14 protein-coding genes and 5 tRNA genes are annotated in these 16414 nt (G+C 73.0%); 6 read left to right on the forward strand and 13 right to left on the reverse strand.

All coding sequences use genetic code 11. From position 1 onward, the window contains the following. Window positions 1-33 precede the first annotated feature (33 nt). The 3 genes from ACFYPA_RS31005 to ACFYPA_RS31015 form a co-directional block, all read right to left on the reverse strand. Window positions 34-876 (reverse strand): GNAT family N-acetyltransferase, encoded by an 843-nt coding sequence (locus ACFYPA_RS31005; protein WP_389135617.1) that lies wholly within the window; start codon window positions 874-876, stop codon window positions 34-36. A gap of 73 nt (window positions 877-949) precedes the next feature. Next, complete coding sequence (locus ACFYPA_RS31010; RefSeq protein ID WP_359319336.1) at window positions 950-1771, reverse strand: aminodeoxychorismate lyase; 822 nt, start codon at window positions 1769-1771, stop codon at window positions 950-952. Then, window positions 1768-2805 (reverse strand): chorismate-binding protein, encoded by a 1038-nt coding sequence (locus ACFYPA_RS31015; RefSeq protein WP_389135752.1) that lies wholly within the window; start codon window positions 2803-2805, stop codon window positions 1768-1770. The genes ACFYPA_RS31010 and ACFYPA_RS31015 overlap by 4 nt, the downstream gene beginning before the upstream one ends. A 163-nt stretch (window positions 2806-2968) precedes the next feature. Between ACFYPA_RS31015 and ACFYPA_RS31020 the strand changes: the two genes are divergently transcribed. The 5 genes from ACFYPA_RS31020 (at window position 2969) to ACFYPA_RS31040 (ending at window position 3411) form a co-directional block, all read left to right on the forward strand. Further along, window positions 2969-3041 (forward strand) — tRNA-Gly (locus ACFYPA_RS31020). A 37-nt stretch (window positions 3042-3078) separates the two neighbouring features. Further along, window positions 3079-3152 (forward strand) — tRNA-Cys (locus ACFYPA_RS31025). Window position 3153: 1 nt separating this feature from the next. After that, window positions 3154-3225, forward strand: a tRNA-Val gene (locus ACFYPA_RS31030). Between the two features lie 19 nt (window positions 3226-3244). Beyond that, window positions 3245-3316, forward strand: a tRNA-Val gene (locus ACFYPA_RS31035). 23 nt (window positions 3317-3339) lie between these two features. After that, window positions 3340-3411 (forward strand) — tRNA-Val (locus tag ACFYPA_RS31040). Between the two features lie 103 nt (window positions 3412-3514). Here the strand turns inward: ACFYPA_RS31040 and ACFYPA_RS31045 are convergent. The 4 genes from ACFYPA_RS31045 to ACFYPA_RS31060 all read right to left on the reverse strand — a co-directional run bounded on the left by ACFYPA_RS31045 (window position 3515) and on the right by ACFYPA_RS31060 (window position 5786). Further along, the gene (locus ACFYPA_RS31045; protein WP_359084270.1) at window positions 3515-3802 is read right to left on the reverse strand and encodes a zf-TFIIB domain-containing protein; all 288 of its coding nucleotides are present in this window, start codon (window positions 3800-3802) and stop codon (window positions 3515-3517) included. A 68-nt stretch (window positions 3803-3870) separates the two neighbouring features. Further along, window positions 3871-4893, reverse strand: coding sequence for a phosphotransferase family protein (locus tag ACFYPA_RS31050; protein ID WP_389135621.1), 1023 nt, complete (start codon window positions 4891-4893; stop codon window positions 3871-3873). 236 nt (window positions 4894-5129) lie between these two features. Further along, a complete protein-coding gene (locus tag ACFYPA_RS31055) occupies window positions 5130-5339 on the reverse strand; it encodes a hypothetical protein (protein ID WP_359084272.1) in 210 nt (69 codons plus the stop codon). Between the two features lie 186 nt (window positions 5340-5525). After that, on the reverse strand, window positions 5526-5786 hold the full coding sequence (locus ACFYPA_RS31060; protein ID WP_148016263.1) for a hypothetical protein: 261 nt from the start codon (window positions 5784-5786) through the stop codon (window positions 5526-5528). Between the two features lie 205 nt (window positions 5787-5991). On the opposite strand from ACFYPA_RS31060, the gene ACFYPA_RS31065 reads away from it, so the two are divergent. Further along, a complete protein-coding gene (locus ACFYPA_RS31065) occupies window positions 5992-7269 on the forward strand; it encodes a protein kinase (RefSeq protein ID WP_359084273.1) in 1278 nt (425 codons plus the stop codon). 16 nt (window positions 7270-7285) lie between these two features. Here the strand turns inward: ACFYPA_RS31065 and ACFYPA_RS31070 are convergent, their stop codons facing one another. The 6 genes from ACFYPA_RS31070 to ACFYPA_RS31095 form a co-directional block, all read right to left on the reverse strand. Further along, the gene (locus ACFYPA_RS31070; protein ID WP_219567731.1) at window positions 7286-8104 is read right to left on the reverse strand and encodes an RNA methyltransferase; all 819 of its coding nucleotides are present in this window, start codon (window positions 8102-8104) and stop codon (window positions 7286-7288) included. A gap of 64 nt (window positions 8105-8168) precedes the next feature. Further along, complete coding sequence (cobA, locus tag ACFYPA_RS31075; protein WP_359084275.1) at window positions 8169-9422, reverse strand: uroporphyrinogen-III C-methyltransferase; 1254 nt, start codon at window positions 9420-9422, stop codon at window positions 8169-8171. A gap of 164 nt (window positions 9423-9586) precedes the next feature. After that, a complete protein-coding gene (cobT, locus tag ACFYPA_RS31080) occupies window positions 9587-13024 on the reverse strand; it encodes a nicotinate-nucleotide--dimethylbenzimidazole phosphoribosyltransferase (RefSeq protein ID WP_389135625.1) in 3438 nt (1145 codons plus the stop codon). A 333-nt stretch (window positions 13025-13357) separates the two neighbouring features. Next, window positions 13358-14596: a precorrin-6y C5,15-methyltransferase (decarboxylating) subunit CbiE gene (gene cbiE / locus ACFYPA_RS31085; protein ID WP_359084278.1), complete on the reverse strand. Its 1239-nt coding sequence runs from the start codon at window positions 14594-14596 to the stop codon at window positions 13358-13360. 118 nt (window positions 14597-14714) lie between these two features. Further along, the gene (locus ACFYPA_RS31090; protein ID WP_359084279.1) at window positions 14715-15392 is read right to left on the reverse strand and encodes a GNAT family N-acetyltransferase; all 678 of its coding nucleotides are present in this window, start codon (window positions 15390-15392) and stop codon (window positions 14715-14717) included. 101 nt (window positions 15393-15493) lie between these two features. Next, window positions 15494-16360: a MetQ/NlpA family ABC transporter substrate-binding protein gene (locus ACFYPA_RS31095; RefSeq protein WP_359084281.1), complete on the reverse strand. Its 867-nt coding sequence runs from the start codon at window positions 16358-16360 to the stop codon at window positions 15494-15496. Window positions 16361-16414: the final 54 nt, after the last annotated feature.

Below are 16414 nucleotides of genomic sequence, written 5' to 3' on the forward strand. Positions count from 1 at the left end.
CCGGTGCTGTCCTCCGACGGCCCGGGCCGCGGGTCAGAGCGCCTTGGTCAGGTTGTACCGGGTCGGCTCGTAGCCGAGCGATTCGTACAGCCGGAGCGCGGGCGTGTTGGCCGTGACGACGTGCAGACCCAGTCGCGTATCACCGGTCTCGAGCGCGAGGCGCTCGGCCTGGAGCATCAGCGCCCGGCCGTAGCCCCGCCCGCGGAAGCGCTCGTCCACCTCGACGTCGAAGACGTAGCCGACCACCAGGCCGGGGTGCATCTCGAACCGCGCCACCCAGAGGAAGCCCACCGTGTCGCCCCCGTCCTCGTGGATGAGGTGGTTCAGCCGGGCACCCTCGGTGGCGAGGCCCTGCGGCAGATGCCTGGCGTGCGAGGCGCGGGCCGCCCGCAGCGCCGACTCCTGCGGGATGCCACGCGTCACCAGGCTCTGCGCGTACCCGGCGATCGCGCCGTCCTCCCAGGCGGTGAACTCCTCGGGCGTCATCGGCCGTGCGGTCAGTCCGCCGGGCAGAGCCGGGGGGTCCGCGGGGAGCCGCTTGATCATGTTCCGGCTGCGTTCGGTGTAGCCGAGCGCGGCGGTCAGCCGTTGCCCCGCGACGTCGCCGGGGTCGACTTCGGTCCGCACCTGCGTGCAGCCCCAGCCGCGCAGCACCTCCTCGGCCGCCAGCGCGGCGATGGTGCCGCGGCCGCGCCGCCGGACCGGCTCGTCGACGCGCAGGGACCGCAGCACGCCCGCCCCGCCCTCCGAGCCGGGCTCGACGGCGATTTCGACGGCGCCGACGGGGCGCCCGTTGTCGCACACGTCGTACGCGCGGCTCTGTGCGCCGTCGGCGCCTGACTGGATCGGCCCGGACGGCCGGAGTGTCGTGGTCATCAGAGGATTTCTATCCCCCGCCCGGGCCCACGTCATCCGCTTTTGCGGCGAGGGGCCGACGGTGCCCGGTCGGTCACGGGTCGAGGTCGTCGCCCGCCCGCTCGTCGAACACACGCATCGCCTTGGCCGTCACCGGCCCCGGCCCGGCGGACAGCGCGCGGCCGTCGACCCGGTGGACGGACTGGATGTCCCGGAGGGTGGAGGTCAGGAAGATCTCCTCCGCCCGGTCCAGGACATCGAACGGCAGATCGGTCTCCCGCGCCCCGGTCCACTCCACCGCCAGTGCGCGGGTGATCCCGGCCAGACAGCCGGAGGCGACCGGCGGCGTGTGCAGTTGTCCGTCGAGGACGACGAAGACATTGGATCCGGTGCCTTCGCACAGCCGGCCGACGGTGTTGGCGAAGAGCGCCTCGCTGGCGCCCTGCTCGTGGGCGCGGGCGAGCGCGACGACGTTCTCCGCGTACGAGGTGGTCTTGAGCCCGGTGAGCGCGCCGCGTTCGTTGCGCGTCCAGGGAACGGTGATGACGGCCGTGGTGTCCGGGCGGCGCTTCACCTCCCCGAGGGCGACGACGAGGCCGGGGCCCGCGGTGCCGCGGTCGGAGCCGAGCGGCGAGATCCCGCCGGTGTAGGTGATGCGCAGCCTGCCGAGCGCGGCCGGGTTGGCCTCGATAACGGCGGCGCAGGCGCGGCGCACCTCGTCCAGGTCGGGCGCGGGCAGGCCGAGCCCCTGGGCGGAACGGGTCAGCCGGTCGAGATGGCGGGTGAGCGCGAAGGGCCTGCCGTCGGTGGTCCTCACCGTCTCGAAGATGCCGTCGCCGACGGTCAGCCCGTGGTCGAGCACGGACACCCGGGCGTCATCGGCGGCCCGCAGTACCCCGTTGACCCAGATCTTCATGGTGCGGTCCTTCCGGTTGCTTCGTATGTGCCCGACGCTACCGCGAGCAGCCTGGACGCCTTCAGTTCGGTCTCGTCCCATTCGCGTTCCGGATCGGAGCCCCACGTGATGCCGGCGCCGGTGCCGAACCGCAGGACGGGAGCGTCGCCCGTGCGGTCGGTCCAGAAGGTGCGGATGCCCACGGCGAGCGAGGCGGTGGCCCGGTCGGCGTCCACCCAGCCGATGCCTCCGCAGTACGGACCGCGCGGGGCCGTCTCCAGTTCCCCGATGATTCGCAGGGCGCTGGACTTGGGTGCTCCGGTCACCGAACCCGGCGGAAAGGCCGCGGCGAGCAGCTCCGGCCAGCCGGCTCCGTCGGCGAGGCGGCCGCGCACGGTGGAGACGAGGTGGACGAGGCCCGGGTGCTTCTCGACGACGCAGAGGTCGGGGACGGTGACCGATCCGGTGGCGCAGACGCGGCCGAGGTCGTTGCGGACCAGGTCGACGATCATCACGTTCTCCGCGTGGTCCTTCTCCAGCAGATCGGCCTCGGTGCGGCCGGTGCCCTTGATCGGTCCGGACTCGACGGTGCGGCCGTCCCGGCGCAGGAACAGCTCCGGCGAGGCGGTGGCGATCTCCACGCCGTGGCCGGGGAGCCGAATCGTTCCCGCGTACGGGGCGGGGTTGCCGCGCGCCAGCAGTGCGGTGAGGGCGTCCACGTCCGACGCGGCCGGATCGGGCAGCGGAGCCGTCATCACGCGGCAGAGGTTGGCCTGGTAGACCTCGCCCTTCGCGATGTACGCGCGAACGCGCCGTACGCCCGCCGTGTACGCGGCGCGGTCGAGGGACGAGATCCAGTCACCGGCGGCGGGGCCGTGCCAGGCGCCGCGCACGGGTGCGGGCACGGCCGAGGTGCGCACGGTGGCGAAGCGGGCACAGACGAGCCGGCCCTCAAAATCGGCTGATACCGCCCAGAACCCGGACGAGTCGAGGGCCGCGGGATCACTGGTCACATCCTGCAGATCGGAGGCGACGAGGCCGCCGAAGCGGGCCATGGGAGCGAGGTCGTGCACGTCGGCGAGTCTAGGACGGCGCACGGTGACCTGCGCCGGGGCGAGCGCACCTCAGCACGCTGCACAAACGCGTTTTTGTACTGGCCCCGGAATCCGCTAGAGTTCAACACGTCGCCGGGACACGCGAGTGGATCGGAACCGACAAGCGGACGTAGCTCAGTTGGTAGAGCGCAACCTTGCCAAGGTTGAGGTCGCCAGTTCGAACCTGGTCGTCCGCTCGCAGAAGGTGGGGGATCTTCCCGAACCCCCACCCCTGGTGGAGTGGCCGAGAGGCGAGGCAACGGCCTGCAAAGCCGTCTACACGGGTTCAAATCCCGTCTCCACCTCCAAGGACGATTAGCTCAGCGGGAGAGCACTTCCCTGACACGGAAGGGGTCACTGGTTCAATCCCAGTATCGTCCACCGGTCCGCAAGGATCCCCGCGCGATTAGCTCAGCGGGAGAGCGCTTCCCTGACACGGAAGAGGTCACTGGTTCAATCCCAGTATCGCGCACGCAGTACACGCAGGTTCACCCTGCGCGATTAGCTCAGCGGGAGAGCGCTTCCCTGACACGGAAGAGGTCACTGGTTCAATCCCAGTATCGCGCACAGCCCGAAGCCCCGGTCGTCTCGACGACCGGGGCTTCGTCGTTGCCCCAGGTGCCGACGCCGTGGCCCGGACGCTGCCGTCCGGGCCACGGTGCGGGCGGGATCAGGACGAGAAGAGCATCCGGCCGAAGCTCTTCTGCCGGTAGTGGCCCTGGTGGTGTCCGCCGTGGTGCTGCGGGGCGCCCCAGGCGGGCGCGGGAGCGGCCGGGTACGCCTGCTGGGGAGCGGGAGGCGCCGGCGGAGCCTGCTGCGTCCACTGCGCCTCCATGCGGGTCAGGGACTCCAGCTCGCCGTAGTCGAGGAATATCCCCCGGCAGCCGCTGCACTGCTCGATCTGAATGCCGTTGCGGTTGTACGTGTGCATCTGTGCGTGGCACTTGGGACACTGCATCTTCGGGCTCACTCCTCGCCGTCGGTTAGCCGTCGCCGGAATGCATGCCCGGCGACGGTCGGTTCACCCTACGACGAGTGTTCGGCGGCCAACTCGGGCGGGAGAGCGGCAATTCGGGCACAGGCGTCGATCATCACCTGTTCCACCTCATCCGGAACCCTGTGCTCCGCCGCGGACTTGGCGAGGGCGAGGGCCGCCGTCTGTACGGTCAGGGCGCGGGCGGCCGGGTCCAACTCGGCCCACGGGTCGCCGTCGGCGCGCACCGCGGGACCGCCGGCGGCCCGGTAGGCGCCCAGGAAGCGGGACCAGACGTCGGGGGGCAGCAGCCCGGCCGCGTACCAGGCGGCGGGGCGTGCGAGGTCCCAGGAGGGGTCGCCGGCTCCCGCGTCGTCGACGTCGATCAGCAGCCAGGGACCGTGCGGCGCGGGGTGCCGCAGGAGCTGGCCGAGGTGCAGGTCGCCGTGGCAGAGCGTGTGGGGCCGGTGCGCGGGAGCCGGCGCCTCGTCCCGCGCCCAGGGCGGCAGCCCGCGCCACGCCGCGAGGACGGGGAAGGTGGCCGGGTCACCGGGCCGGGCCGCACACATCCGGGCCACGGCGACCGCGGCCTTCGCCGGGCCACGCATGGGGGGCGGCCCGGGGGCATTACCCGGTGCGGGCCGGTCCGAACGGCTCACGGTGCGGTGCAGGCGGGCCAGCAGGGCGGCCGCCTCCTCCCACGGGGCCTCGTCCGGGTCACCCGGGTCCACCGGCTCCCCGTACGGCCACAGGGTGACCGGCCGGCCGTGCAGCTCGGCGAGGTGGGGCGAGGCGGCGCCGTGCTCCGTCGGGCCCGCGGGGGGCCGCGCGGGAAGCGGAGCGAGCAGGATGCCCGCCAGACCCGGGTCTGCTGCGAGGGCGAGGCGTGCGGAGAGGGCGGCGGTGTCCGTACCGGCGGCGTGGGCCTTGGCGACGACGGGGCCGCAGCGGACCACGGTCCCGTCCGGCCGGTCCGCGAGAACGGCCGGCGGCCGGCAGTCGCAGAGGACCCCGCAACGGGCGTGGGCGGTGTCGCGGGCGAGGGCGCCCAGGGCGCGTACGAGAGCGGTGGTCACGGACTCCCCCGGTGGCGCAGGATCGGCGGGCCCGGCCGGCGCCGCGCCCGCCGGAGAGCGTACGCGGATCGCACCGGCCGGCCGGTGCGCGGGGCGCGCATGACCCCGGACAGCGCGATGTCCGGTCAGCTCCCCAGCTGACCGGACAAACGCTGCCGTCCGCCGCACCCCCGTCCCCACGGGGTTGTTGGCCGGATGTCCCGGTCCGGACCGCTCTTCCGGACCCGGGGCGCCGCTCAGCGCCCCAGCATCACGCCCACGGACGACGCCTGTGTGACCACCGCTTCCCAGCCGCCGAAGACGACTACGAGCAGGGCCGCCAGAGGAAGAACCATGGCCGTCGCCACCAGCGGGTGGCGCTTGCCGGACGACGGGCGGCTGCCGAACGAGGCATGAGCCTTGCGTCCCTGCGTACGGACCATCGTCCGCGCTGCCGTGTCCGCCATGGTTCCTCTCCTGACCTGATGTGGAGCGACGGGCGTTTGGCCTCGGGGGACGAGTGCGACGCCCGCCGCTTGACTTCAACATTAGGGATCCGGGAAGCGGGCGGCGTCATGCCCGCGTACCGAATGCCGGGCCTCCCGGAGGATGAGCCGTGGGTAGTCGGCGTACTCCCCTGGGTGGAGACGGGACTACCGGACGTTGGGGTCATCCCGGAGAGGGCGCTCGGAGGCGTCCTCCCTGGGTACCGGTTGTTCGACCAGGGCGAGCACTCTGGTCGCCATGAAGCGGGCGGTGCGCACCACGGAGCCGTTCCTCGTGACTTCACTCACTTCGACGACCCCCCGGCGGACCGCGGTCTCCACCCTGCGCCCTGCCCTGGAGGCCACCATTTCGTAGGTTCGGGTCGTGTCTCCGGCGTCCACGACTATCTCGACTCGATCGCCCTTCACTGATCCAATCCCCCTTCTGCGACTGACCCTTGAGATCTCGCACGGGCAGGGGAGCCTGGATCTGCCGCTCCCTGACCACTCCTCAAGTTTCCCACCCGGCACTGACAATCGATTCTCCGGCGAGGGCGCGGCCTCTGAGCACCCCGGGCGGCGGGTACGTAAGCTGTGCCCAGTCAGGCGGACCAGGCAGCGGGGATGGGCAGACATGGCGATGATGCGGCTCCGGCGCGAGGACCCGCGTGTCGTCGGCTCGTTCAGGCTGCACCGGCGGCTCGGGGCGGGCGGCATGGGTGTCGTCTACCTCGGTTCGGACCGGCGTGGCCAGCGGGTGGCGCTGAAGGTGATCCGCCCCGATCTGGCGGAGGACCAGGAGTTCCGTTCGCGGTTCGCGCGCGAGGTGTCCGCCGCCCGGCGGATCCGCGGCGGCTGTACGGCACGGCTGGTCGCCGCCGACCTGGAGGCGGACCGCCCGTGGTTCGCGACGCAGTACGTCCCGGGCCCCTCGCTGCACGACAAGGTGGCCGAGGAGGGCCCGCTGTCGGCCGCCGAGGTGGCCTCGATCGGGGCCGCGCTCTCCGAGGGCCTGGTGGCGGTGCACGAGGCCGGTGTCGTCCACCGTGACCTGAAGCCGTCGAACATCCTGCTGTCCCCCAAGGGCCCGCGGATCATCGACTTCGGGATCGCCTGGGCGACCGGCGCGTCCACGCTCACCCACGTCGGTACGGCGGTGGGTTCGCCCGGCTTCCTCGCGCCCGAGCAGGTGCGGGGCGCGGCGGTGACGCCCGCGACGGACGTCTTCTCGCTCGGTGCCACGCTGGCGTACGCGGCCATGGCCGACTCCCCCTTCGGGCACGGCAGTTCCGAGGTGATGCTCTACCGCGTGGTGCACGAGGAGCCTCAGCTGTACGACGTGCACGACGCGCTCGCCCCGCTGGTGAGCGCCTGTCTGGCGAAGGACCCGGAGGAGCGGCCCAGCACGCTGCAACTCTCCATGAGGCTCAAGGAGATCGCGGCACGGGAGGCCCAGGGGCTGCACGAGAGCCGGCCCCCCGCCCAGCGTTCGGCGCACGAGGCGGACCGGCCGACCGGGCGTCTGGACGGGCCGTACACCGAGCAGCAGACGCGTCGCGCGCCCGGCCCGGCTCCGGTGTCGCGGCCGCAGAGCCGGCAGACGGCGTCACCGCGGCCGGCGTCGCCCCGTACCGGGGGTTCGCGCCCCGCGCAGCAGCAACCGCGCAACACGACGCGTTCGGGCAAGAGGCCGCAGGGTGCGGTCGGGACGAACGGCCGGCCGGGCACCCGGTCCGGCGCCCGTACGACCTCGACCGGCCGGCGTCCCGCCAATCCGCGGTTGCTGCGGCAGCGCTTGGTGGTCTTCGTCGTGGTGACGCTGTTGGTGGCGCTGGGGATCGCGGCGGCTCAGGGCTGCCAGGGGCCGGCCCGTGGGCTCGGCTCGGGCCAGAGCCAGCAGAGCGAGCGGTAGGGCGGCCCCGGACGCCCTAACTCTCCGGGCGTCCGGTGGCCACCGCGTAGAAGGCGACCGCGGCGGCCGCGCCGACGTTCAGCGAGTCGACGCCGTGGGCCATCGGGATGCGCACCCACTCGTCGGCGGCGACGAGGGCCTGGGTGGACAGTCCGTCGCCCTCGGCCCCGAGCATCAGGGCCACCTGGTCCATGCGGTGCGGCGCGGCCTCCTCGATGCTGCTGGCCTTCTCGTCGGGCGTCAGCGCGAGCAGCTTGAAGCCCGCTTCCCGTACGGTCTCCAGAGCCTTGGGCCAGGTGTCGAGCCGGGCGTAGGGCACGGAGAAGACGGCGCCCATCGAGACCTTCACCGAGCGCCGGTAGAGCGGGTCCGCGCAGTCCGGGGAGAGCAGCACGGCGTCCATGCCGAGCGCGGCGGCGCTGCGGAAGATCGCGCCGATGTTCGTGTGGTCGTTGACGGCCTCCATGACGACCACGCGGCGGGTCGTGCGGAGCAGTTCGTCGGCCGTCGGCAGGGGCTTGCGCTGCATGGAGGCGAGTGCGCCGCGGTGCACGTGGTAGCCGGTGACGCGTTCGGCCAGCTCGGGGCTGACCGCGTAGACGGGCGCCGGAACCTCGTCGATGACGTCGCGCATCAGGTCGACCCACTTCGCCGAGAGCAGCATGGAGCGCATCTCGTACCCGGCGTGCCTGGCGCGTCTGATCACCTTCTCCCCCTCGGCGATGAAGAGGCCCTCGGCGGGCTCTCGCCTGCGCCGGAGCTCGACGTCGGTCAGACCGATGTAGTCGCTCAGGCGGGGGTCGTCGGGGTCGTCGACGGTGATGAGATCAGCCACAGGTTGATACTGCCTTGTCCGGTGTGTGGTGCCAACGGTCTGGAGAAAGATCCGTTACCGATGGTTACCCTGCGGTGTGCGGGGCGGAGACGTCACCGACCGCGACGACGTCGCCGATGACGATGACGGCGGGCGGGCGGACGTCCTCGGCCACGGCTCGCTCGGCGACCGTCGCGAGCGTCGCGTCGACGCGGCGCTGGGCGGCCGTCGTCCCTTCCTGGACCAGGGCGACCGGGGTCTCGGGGGACTTGCCGTGGGCGATGAGCGTACGGGCGATGGCGCCGATCTTGTCGACGGCCATCAGGAGCACGAGGGTGCCGCGCAGCCGCGCCAGGGCCTCCCAGTCGACCAGCGAGCGCTCGTCGTCGGGGGCGACGTGGCCGCTGACGACGGTGAACTCGTGGGCGACACCGCGGTGGGTGACGGGGATGCCGGCCGCGCCCGGGACCGAGATCGAGCTGGAGATGCCGGGCACGACGGTGCAGGGGATGCCTTCGGCGGCGAGCGCCTGGGCCTCTTCCATGCCGCGCCCGAAGACGAACGGGTCGCCGCCCTTGAGCCGGACGACGGCCTTGCCGGCCTTGGCGTGCTCGATCAGCGCGTTGTTGATCGCCTCCTGCGCCATGTAGCGGCCGTACGGGATCTTGGCGGCGTCGATCACCTCGACGTGCGGCGGGAGTTCGTCGAGCAGGTCGCGCGGGCCGAGCCGGTCCGCGATGACCACGTCCGCCTCGGCGAGGAGGCGGCGCCCTCGGACGGTGATCAGGTCGGGGTCGCCGGGGCCGCCGCCGACCAGGGCGACGCCGGGGGCCCGGGTGCGGTGGTGGGGCGCGGCCAGGGTGCCGTCGCGCAGGCCCTCGACGATGGCGTCCCGGACGGCGGCGGAGTGGCGCGGGTCGCGGCCCTGCGCGTCGGTGGTGAGCACGGCGACCGTCACGCCCTCGCTGCGGCCGGTCGCGGGGGTCCAGGCGGTCGCGGCGTCCGCGTTGTCACTGCGGACGCACCAGGTGCGGTTCCGCTCGGCCTCGGCGGAGGCGGCGTCGTTGGCCGCCGTGTCGTCGGACGCGATGAGCGCGTACCAGGTGTCGGCCAGGTCGCCGTCGGCGTACGGACGGCGCTCCCAGCGGAGCTCGCCCGCGTCGGCCATCGCCTCGACGGACGGGGTGGCCGCGGGCGATACGAGGACGATGTCGGCGCCTGCCGCGATGAGGGCGGGGAGGCGGCGCTGCGCGACCTGGCCGCCGCCGACGACGACTACGCGGCGCCCGCTCAGGCGCAGTCCGACGGGGTAGGCGGGGTGATCGGCGTGCTCGGCCATGGCGGTGCGTGCTCCTCGTGCGATGCGGGGGCTGCGGCCGCTGCGGCGGTGGAGCGGCTGTGACGTGCGGTGTTCACGATACGGGGGTGGGGCGAAGGCACGCCCCTCCGGCGCTTGAGGAGCGGGGGCAGGGGGGCGGCGCCCCCTGCCCCCGCCGCCGCGGACTACTTCTCCGTGACGCCCGCCGAGTCGAACGTCGCCACGTCGTGCATCGCGCGCGCCGCGCTCTGCACGATGGGGAGGGCCAGCAGCGCGCCGGTCCCCTCGCCGAGGCGGAGGTCGAGGTCGACCAGCGGGCGCAGGCCCAGCTTGTTGAGTGCGGCGACATGGCCGGGCTCGGCGCTGCGGTGGCCGGCGATGCAGGCTGCCAGGGCCTCCGGAGCGATGGCACGGGCGACCAGGGCCGCGGCGCCCGCGCTCACTCCGTCGAGGATGACCGGCGTGCGCAGCGACGCCCCGCCGAGCAGGAACCCGGCCATCGCGGCGTGCTCCAGACCGCCCACGGCCGCCAGCACGCCGATCGGGTCGGCCGGGTCCGGCCGGTGCAGGTCGAGGGCGCGTCGCACCACGTCGACCTTGCGGGCGTGCATCTCGTCGTTGATACCGGTGCCGCGACCGGTCACCTCGGCCGGGTCCATCCCCGTGTACACACAGATCAGGGCGGCCGACGCCGTGGTGTTGGCGATGCCCATCTCGCCGGTCAGCAGACCCTTGTTGCCGGCCGCGACCAGGTCACGGGCGGTTTCGATGCCGACCTCGATCGCCGCGTGGACCTCCTCGCGGGTGAGCGCGGGGCCGGTCGTGAAGTCCGCCGTCCCGGCACGCACCTTGCGGGGCAGCAGGCCGGGCTGCGCGGGCAGCTCCGTGGCCACGCCGACGTCGACGACACACACCTCGGCACCGACCTGGGCCGCGAACGCGTTGCAGACCGCGCCGCCGCCGAGGAAGTTGGCGACCATCTGGCCGGTGACCTCCTGCGGCCAGGCCGTGACGCCCTGGGCGTGCACCCCGTGGTCGCCCGCGAAGATCGCGACGGCCGCGGGCTCCGGGATCGGCGGCGGGCACATCCGGGAGAGCCCGGAGAGCTGCGCGGAGATGATCTCCAGCATGCCGAGCGCACCGGCCGGCTTGGTCATCCGCTTCTGGCGCTCCCACGCCTCGCCGAGCGCCTTGGCGTCCAGCGGGCGGATGGTGGAGATGGTCTCCTGGAGCAGGTCGTGCGGCTCCTCGCCGGGCAGGGCGCGGCGGCCGTACGTCTCCTCGTGGACGACCCAGGACAGCGGGCGGCGCTTGGACCAGCCCGCCTGCATCAGCTCGGGCTCCTCCGGGAACTCGTCGACGTAACCGACACAGAGGTACGCGACGACTTCGAGGTGCTCGGGCAGGCCCAGGGCGCGGACCATCTCGCGCTCGTCGAAGAAGCTGACCCAGCCGACACCGAGGCCTTCCGCGCGGGCGGCGAGCCACAGGTTCTCGACGGCGAGGGCCGAGGAGTACGGGGCCATCTGCGGCTGGGTGTGCCGGCCGAGGGTGTGCCGCCCGCCCCGGGTGGGATCCGCTGTGACGACGATGTTGACGGGGGTGTCGACGATCGCCTCGATCTTCAGTTCCTTGAACTGCTTCGCCCGCGCCTTGGGGAGCGACTTCGCGTACGCGTCGCGCTGGCGCTGGGCCAGTTCGTGCATGGACCGGCGCGTCTCGGCGGAACGGATGACCACGAAGTCCCAGGGCTGCGAGTGCCCGACGCTGGGCGCCGTGTGGGCGGCCTCCAGGACCCGCAGGAGCACCTCGTGCGGGATGGGGTCGCCGCGGAAGCCGTTGCGGATGTCGCGTCGCTCGCGCATGACGCGCAGGACGGCCTCGCGCTCCGCGTCGTCGTACCCGGGGGCGGGCGCCGAGGCGACGGGCACCTCTTCGGCCTCGGGGGCCGGGGCCTCGGTCTCGTCGGCGATCGCGGGCGCGGCGGTCTCCGCCGTCTCCGCGAACTCGGCGACCGCGGTCTCCGGCGCGGGCTCCGTGGCCTCGGGCCGTACGGGCTCCGGGTGGCTCTCGGTGAGGTCCGGGGTCTCGATGACCTCGGGGCCCGTCTCCGCCTCGGGGACGGCGACGGACGCGGGGAGTTCTACGCGTACGGGGAGGTCTACGGGCTCGGTGGCGACCGCGGGCTCCGGTGCGGCCTCCATGACCGTCTCGGCCACGGCTTCGGCCTCGGCCTCCGGAACGGGCTCCGCCAGCGGCTCGGCCACCGGCGTGGGAGCCGGGTGAGGTGTGGTCGGGAGCGAAACCGCGACAGGTACGAACCGGGCCGGCGAAGCTCCGTCCGGAACCGGCTCCACCGGCGGCTGCGCGGCGGCCACGGCCACGGCCTCGACCGGGGCCTCTACGACCTCGGCGTCCGCGGCCGGTCCGGTTTCGGCGGGCACGGCCTGGGCGGCGGGCAGCTCGGCGGCCGCTTCCTCGACGAACGTAGCCTCGGCGGGCATGGGCTCGACCGGGGCAGGCGCAGACTCCACTTCCGAGGCCGTCTCCTCAACGGCCGGAGCCTCGGCCGGTGCCACGGGCGCCGGTGCGGCCTCGACCGGGGCCTCGACCGCCATCGGTGCCGGAACGGGCTCTTCGGCCACCGCGGTCACGGGCTCGACCGACACCGGCTCGACAGCCTGCGCGACCGGCGGGGGCTCCTCGGCCAAGGGCGTCTCGGCGACGACCTCTTCAGCGACCGCCTCCGGGAGGGCTGCCTCCGGGACGACCGTTTCTGCTGCCGGCTGCGGGGCCGGCAGCTCCGCGGCGGCCGGAGGGGCGTCCGGGACCTCGACCGGCACGGCGGACTCCACCGGCGCCTGAGCCTGGGCCTGGGCCTGGGCCGGAGCGTGCGCCGCCCACTGACCCGTTCCCTGCGGCGGGATCTCGCCCAGCTGCGGACCCGGGAGCGCTGCCACCTCATCGGCCGGCAGCTCGAAGTACTCGGGCTCCGCGGTGGCCGGGCCGGCGTGCCGTGCGGGCGGCTGAACGGCTGCCTGCGGCTGGGGCGCTCCCGCCGGGCCCCGGTCGGCCAGGGAACGGACCACGCCGACGCCTGACGTACCACCGTAGGAGGGGCCGGCGTCGGGGGAGGCCGGGCCGCGGTGCAGCGGGCGGCGCACGGGTGCCTGGGCCACGGGGACCTGGGCCTGCGCGGGCGCGGGGACGGGTGACGGGATGCGCACGCCGCCGAGGTCGACATGGCCGGAGTCGCGGCCGCCCGACTCGTGGGTCCCCTGACCGGTCTCCTGAGGCGCTGCGGCGGCCTGCTGCATCGCGTACGCCGGGACCTGGGTCTGCTCCTGGTACTGGACGGGGCCCTGCGCGCCACCGTCGCCCCGCGGCTGCGGGGCGTGGCCCGGCTGGTAGCCGCCGGTCTGCTCGGGCTGCGGGGCCTGGCCGGCCTGGGGCTCGCTCCAAGCGCCCTGGGGGCTCGGCATCAGCAGAAGGTCGTCGTCCTCGGGCGCGTGCTCGGAGGGGTCGAGGAAGGTGTAGCCACCCGGGGCGGGGATGCCCGGCTGCTCCACCATGCCTGCGTTCTCCGGCAGTCCCTCGCCCGGGATCTGGCCGGTGTCACTCATGCGTACCCCTCGCCCATCGTCATTGCTCCTTCGGCCCTTCGCCCGGGACGCCCCGACACGGCATGCCGGTGCTCGTCCCATGGAACGAGCGGGCTCGCCGCGCGGCACGAGTCGGTCGCGGACATACTGCATTCTCGCGGCCGATCGCCGCCGCGGCAGCTCATTTCGCCACGGCTCGCTGTGGACTGCGCCACGTTGCGCGTCCCCCGGTTCTGCCGTACCACAACCGGGGCCAAAACGGTCCCCTTTTCCGGACATTGACGAACGAAGCGACGAACGTCCGGGCGCGGTGCAACGATCGGCCAGCCTACCCCGCACCGTGTGCCGACCGGGTCAGGGGGCAAGGTCCGATCGCAGCGCGGACAGCAGGAAGACGACCGCGCGTTCGCGCTCCGACCATGCGGCCGTGTCGAGTTCGACGGACTGGAGGAGGGAGCAGGCGACGGTGTAGCCGTTCTCGGTGAGGGCGGCGCCCAGCGCCTCGGCCTCGTCCCGGGTCGACGCGTGCGTGACGATCCGCTCGGGCCTGCGGTCGGCGACGGCGGTGACGACGGGGGCGCCGCCGCCGCCGATCCGTACGACATCGGGCTCGGGCAGCCGTTCCAGCACGTGCGGGGCCCGGCCTTCGACGACCTGGAGCTGGACACCGAAGGCCCGGGCGGCCGCGGCCGTGCGGGCGCAGGCGTCGGGGTCGCTGTCGACGGCCAGGACGGCCGCGCCGAACCGGGCCGCCTCCACGGCCAGGGCGCCGCTGCCGGAGCCGATGTCCCAGACCAGATCGCCGGTCCGGGGCCCCAGGTGGGCGAGTTGGGCGGCGCGGAGTCCGGGGGCCTCGCCCTCGCCGCTCCGGCCGTGGGCGTCCGTTCCGGCTCCCCGGTAGGCGTCGGCGGGCAGCGCCCAGCCGCGTACACCCTGGGGGTATGCGGGGTGGCGGCCTGCGATCCAGGTTCCCTCGGCCCGCTGTTCGGGGCCTCCCCCGATGACGATGACGACATTGGGGTCGCGCCAGACGTGGTCGGCGGCCGCGTCGGAGGTGACGACGGTGACCTGCTCGCGGTCGGTGCCGAGTTCCTCGCAGATGACGAAGGTGCGGTGGACGCCTTCGAGCAGCAGGGCGAGTTCGGCGGGTCCCGCCCCGGGGGAGGTGAGCACGGCGACCTTGTGGTGGGCGCGGCAGACGTTCACGGCGCGCCGCAGGGTGCGGGGGTGGGCGACGACCGTCTGGGCGTCCTCCCACGGCATGCCGGCGCGCGCGAACGCGGTGGCGACGGAGGAGACGGCGGGCACCACTTCGACTTCGAGGCCGTGCTCGCGGGCGCGCAGGGTGCGCACGACACCGAAGAATCCGGGATCGCCGTCGGCGAGGACCACGGCGCTGCCGCGGTGGCCGGCGATGCGGCGGGCCGCGAGGTCGACGGATCCGAGCCGGATCCGCTCCGCGCCGTGCGGGACCTCGGGCAGGGCGAGGTGGTGGGCGGCTCCGGCTACGAGGGTGGCGGCGGAGAGCGCTGCCGTGGCCGCTCTGGTCAGTGGCGAGCCGTCCCAGCCGATCACTGTGACCCGGTCGGCCATCTGTCGTCAGTCTCCTGGAGTTGTCGCAGGTGGGGGGATGGTCAGCCCGGGGGCGGGCAGGGTGAGGTTACCTGGTCCGGACCAGTGCGGCGTCGGTGCCCCGGAAAGCCGGACGCTCTCAGTTCCAGTCGTTGTAGGTGCCGTAGCCACCCGCGTCGGCGAGCTCTTCGGCCACGCCTTCGAGGTCCTCGGGGAGCAGGCCCCAGACGATCAGATCGGTCCTGATGTCCGTCCATCCTCCGTCCTCGGTCTGTGAGCGGGCTATGCGGGCGTTGCGCAGAACTCCCTCGCTGATGCAGCCGAGCTTCTGCGCGACCTGCTGGGAGGCGGTGTTGTCGGCGGCGGTGCGCAGTTCGATGCGCTCGAAGGCCTGGTCGCGGAAGAGCCACTGGGCCAGGGCCAGGACCGACTCGGTGGCGTAGCCCTCGCCGCGCGCCCACGGGGCGGTGATGTAGGCGGCCTCGGTGGCGCGGGTGCGCCAGTCGGTGTTGCGCAGCCGCACCGAGCCGACGAGACGCTGGGTGAGGAACTCGGTGACGGCGAGCACGATGCCGTCCCCCTTGGTGCGCTGTGCGGGAGCGATCCTGCGGACCCAGCGTTCGGCGTCGACCTGGGTGTAGGGGTGGGGTGCCTCGGTCCAGGCGATGACGAGTTCGTCGTTCATCATCTCGATGTACGCGGGGACGTCCGCCATGTCGAACGGGCGCAGCACCAACCGGTCCGTGCTGATGGAGATGTCCGGAAAGGTGGAAGTCATGCGCAGCTCCATGCCGAAGACCGTGTAAAGGCACAGCATGCAGCATCGGGCGGGGCTCGTGCATGGCCGGGTCGGCACGGCGGAGCCCCGCACACCCGGGCGGGGTGTGCGGGGCTCCGTGGGCAAGTGGCGCGCCGGGGTCAGGACTTGGCTGCGGTACCGAAGGCCGGGACGACCGAGCCCTGGTAGCTGTCCTCGATGAACTTCTTGACCTCGTCGGTGTGGAGGAGCTTCACGAGCTTCTCGACGCGGGGGTCCTTCTCGTTGCCCTTCTTCACGGCGATGATGTTGGCGTACGGGTTGCCGTCGGCCTTCTCCAGCGCCAGGGAGTCCTTGGCCGGCTTGAGGTCGGCCTCGATGGCGTAGTTGCCGTTGATGACGGCGGCGTCCACGTCGTTCAGGGCGCGGGGGACGGTCGCGGCCTCCAGTTCCTTGAACTGCAGGCCCTTCTTGTCGGTGATGTCGCTCAGCTTGGCGCTGGTGCCGACGCCGGCCTTGAGGGTGATCAGGCCGTTCTCCGCGAGGAGCTGGAGCGCGCGGCCCTCGTTGGTGGTGTCGTTGGGTACGGCGATGGTCTGGCCGGACTTGATGTCGCCCAGGTCCTTGACCTTCTTGGAGTAGAGGCCGAGGGGCTCCAGGTGCACGGTGCCGACGGAGACCAGGTGGGTGTTGTTCTTCTTGTTGAAGTCGTCCAGGTAGGGCTGGTGCTGGAAGAAGTTGGCGTCCACCTGGCCGGTCTCGGTGGCGGTGTTCGGCAGGACGTAGTCCGTGAACTCCTTGATTTCCAGCTTGAGGCCGGCCTTGGCCGCCAGGTTCTTCTTGACGAAGCCCAGGATGTCGGCGTGCGGCGTCGGGGACGCGGCGACGACGAGGGCCTTGGAGGTGTCGGCGTTGGCGCCGGTCTCCGACTTGGACGCGGGGTCGGAGTCCGTGCCGCAGGCGGTGAGGCCGAAGGCGAGGGCGGCGGTGGCGGCGGCGGCCGCGGTGAGCTTGATGTTCTTACGCACGAAGAGTGCCTCTTTCAGGTGGTGATGGTGGTACGCCCGGACAAGGAGTGCGGG

Source organism: Streptomyces sp. NPDC005775, from assembly GCF_042871565.1.
In the GTDB taxonomy this organism is placed as follows: Bacteria; Actinomycetota; Actinomycetes; order Streptomycetales; family Streptomycetaceae; genus Streptomyces.

Excerpts from the sequence above, each read along its gene's own strand:
- ACFYPA_RS31005 (WP_389135617.1), bottom strand. The coding sequence starts at position 876 with ATGACCACGACACTCCGGCCGTCCGGGCCGATCCAGTCAGGCGCCGAC.
- ACFYPA_RS31010 (WP_359319336.1), bottom strand. The coding sequence starts at position 1,771 with ATGAAGATCTGGGTCAACGGGGTACTGCGGGCCGCCGATGACGCCCGG.
- ACFYPA_RS31015 (WP_389135752.1), bottom strand. The coding sequence starts at position 2,805 with ATGGCCCGCTTCGGCGGCCTCGTCGCCTCCGATCTGCAGGATGTGACC.
- ACFYPA_RS31045 (WP_359084270.1), bottom strand. The coding sequence starts at position 3,802 with ATGCAGTGTCCCAAGTGCCACGCACAGATGCACACGTACAACCGCAAC.
- ACFYPA_RS31055 (WP_359084272.1), bottom strand. The coding sequence starts at position 5,339 with ATGGCGGACACGGCAGCGCGGACGATGGTCCGTACGCAGGGACGCAAG.
- ACFYPA_RS31065 (WP_359084273.1), top strand. The coding sequence starts at position 5,992 with ATGGCGATGATGCGGCTCCGGCGCGAGGACCCGCGTGTCGTCGGCTCG.
- cobA (WP_359084275.1), bottom strand. The coding sequence starts at position 9,422 with ATGGCCGAGCACGCCGATCACCCCGCCTACCCCGTCGGACTGCGCCTG.
- cobT (WP_389135625.1), bottom strand. The coding sequence starts at position 13,024 with ATGAGTGACACCGGCCAGATCCCGGGCGAGGGACTGCCGGAGAACGCA.
- cbiE (WP_359084278.1), bottom strand. The coding sequence starts at position 14,596 with ATGGCCGACCGGGTCACAGTGATCGGCTGGGACGGCTCGCCACTGACC.
- ACFYPA_RS31090 (WP_359084279.1), bottom strand. The coding sequence starts at position 15,392 with ATGCTGTGCCTTTACACGGTCTTCGGCATGGAGCTGCGCATGACTTCC.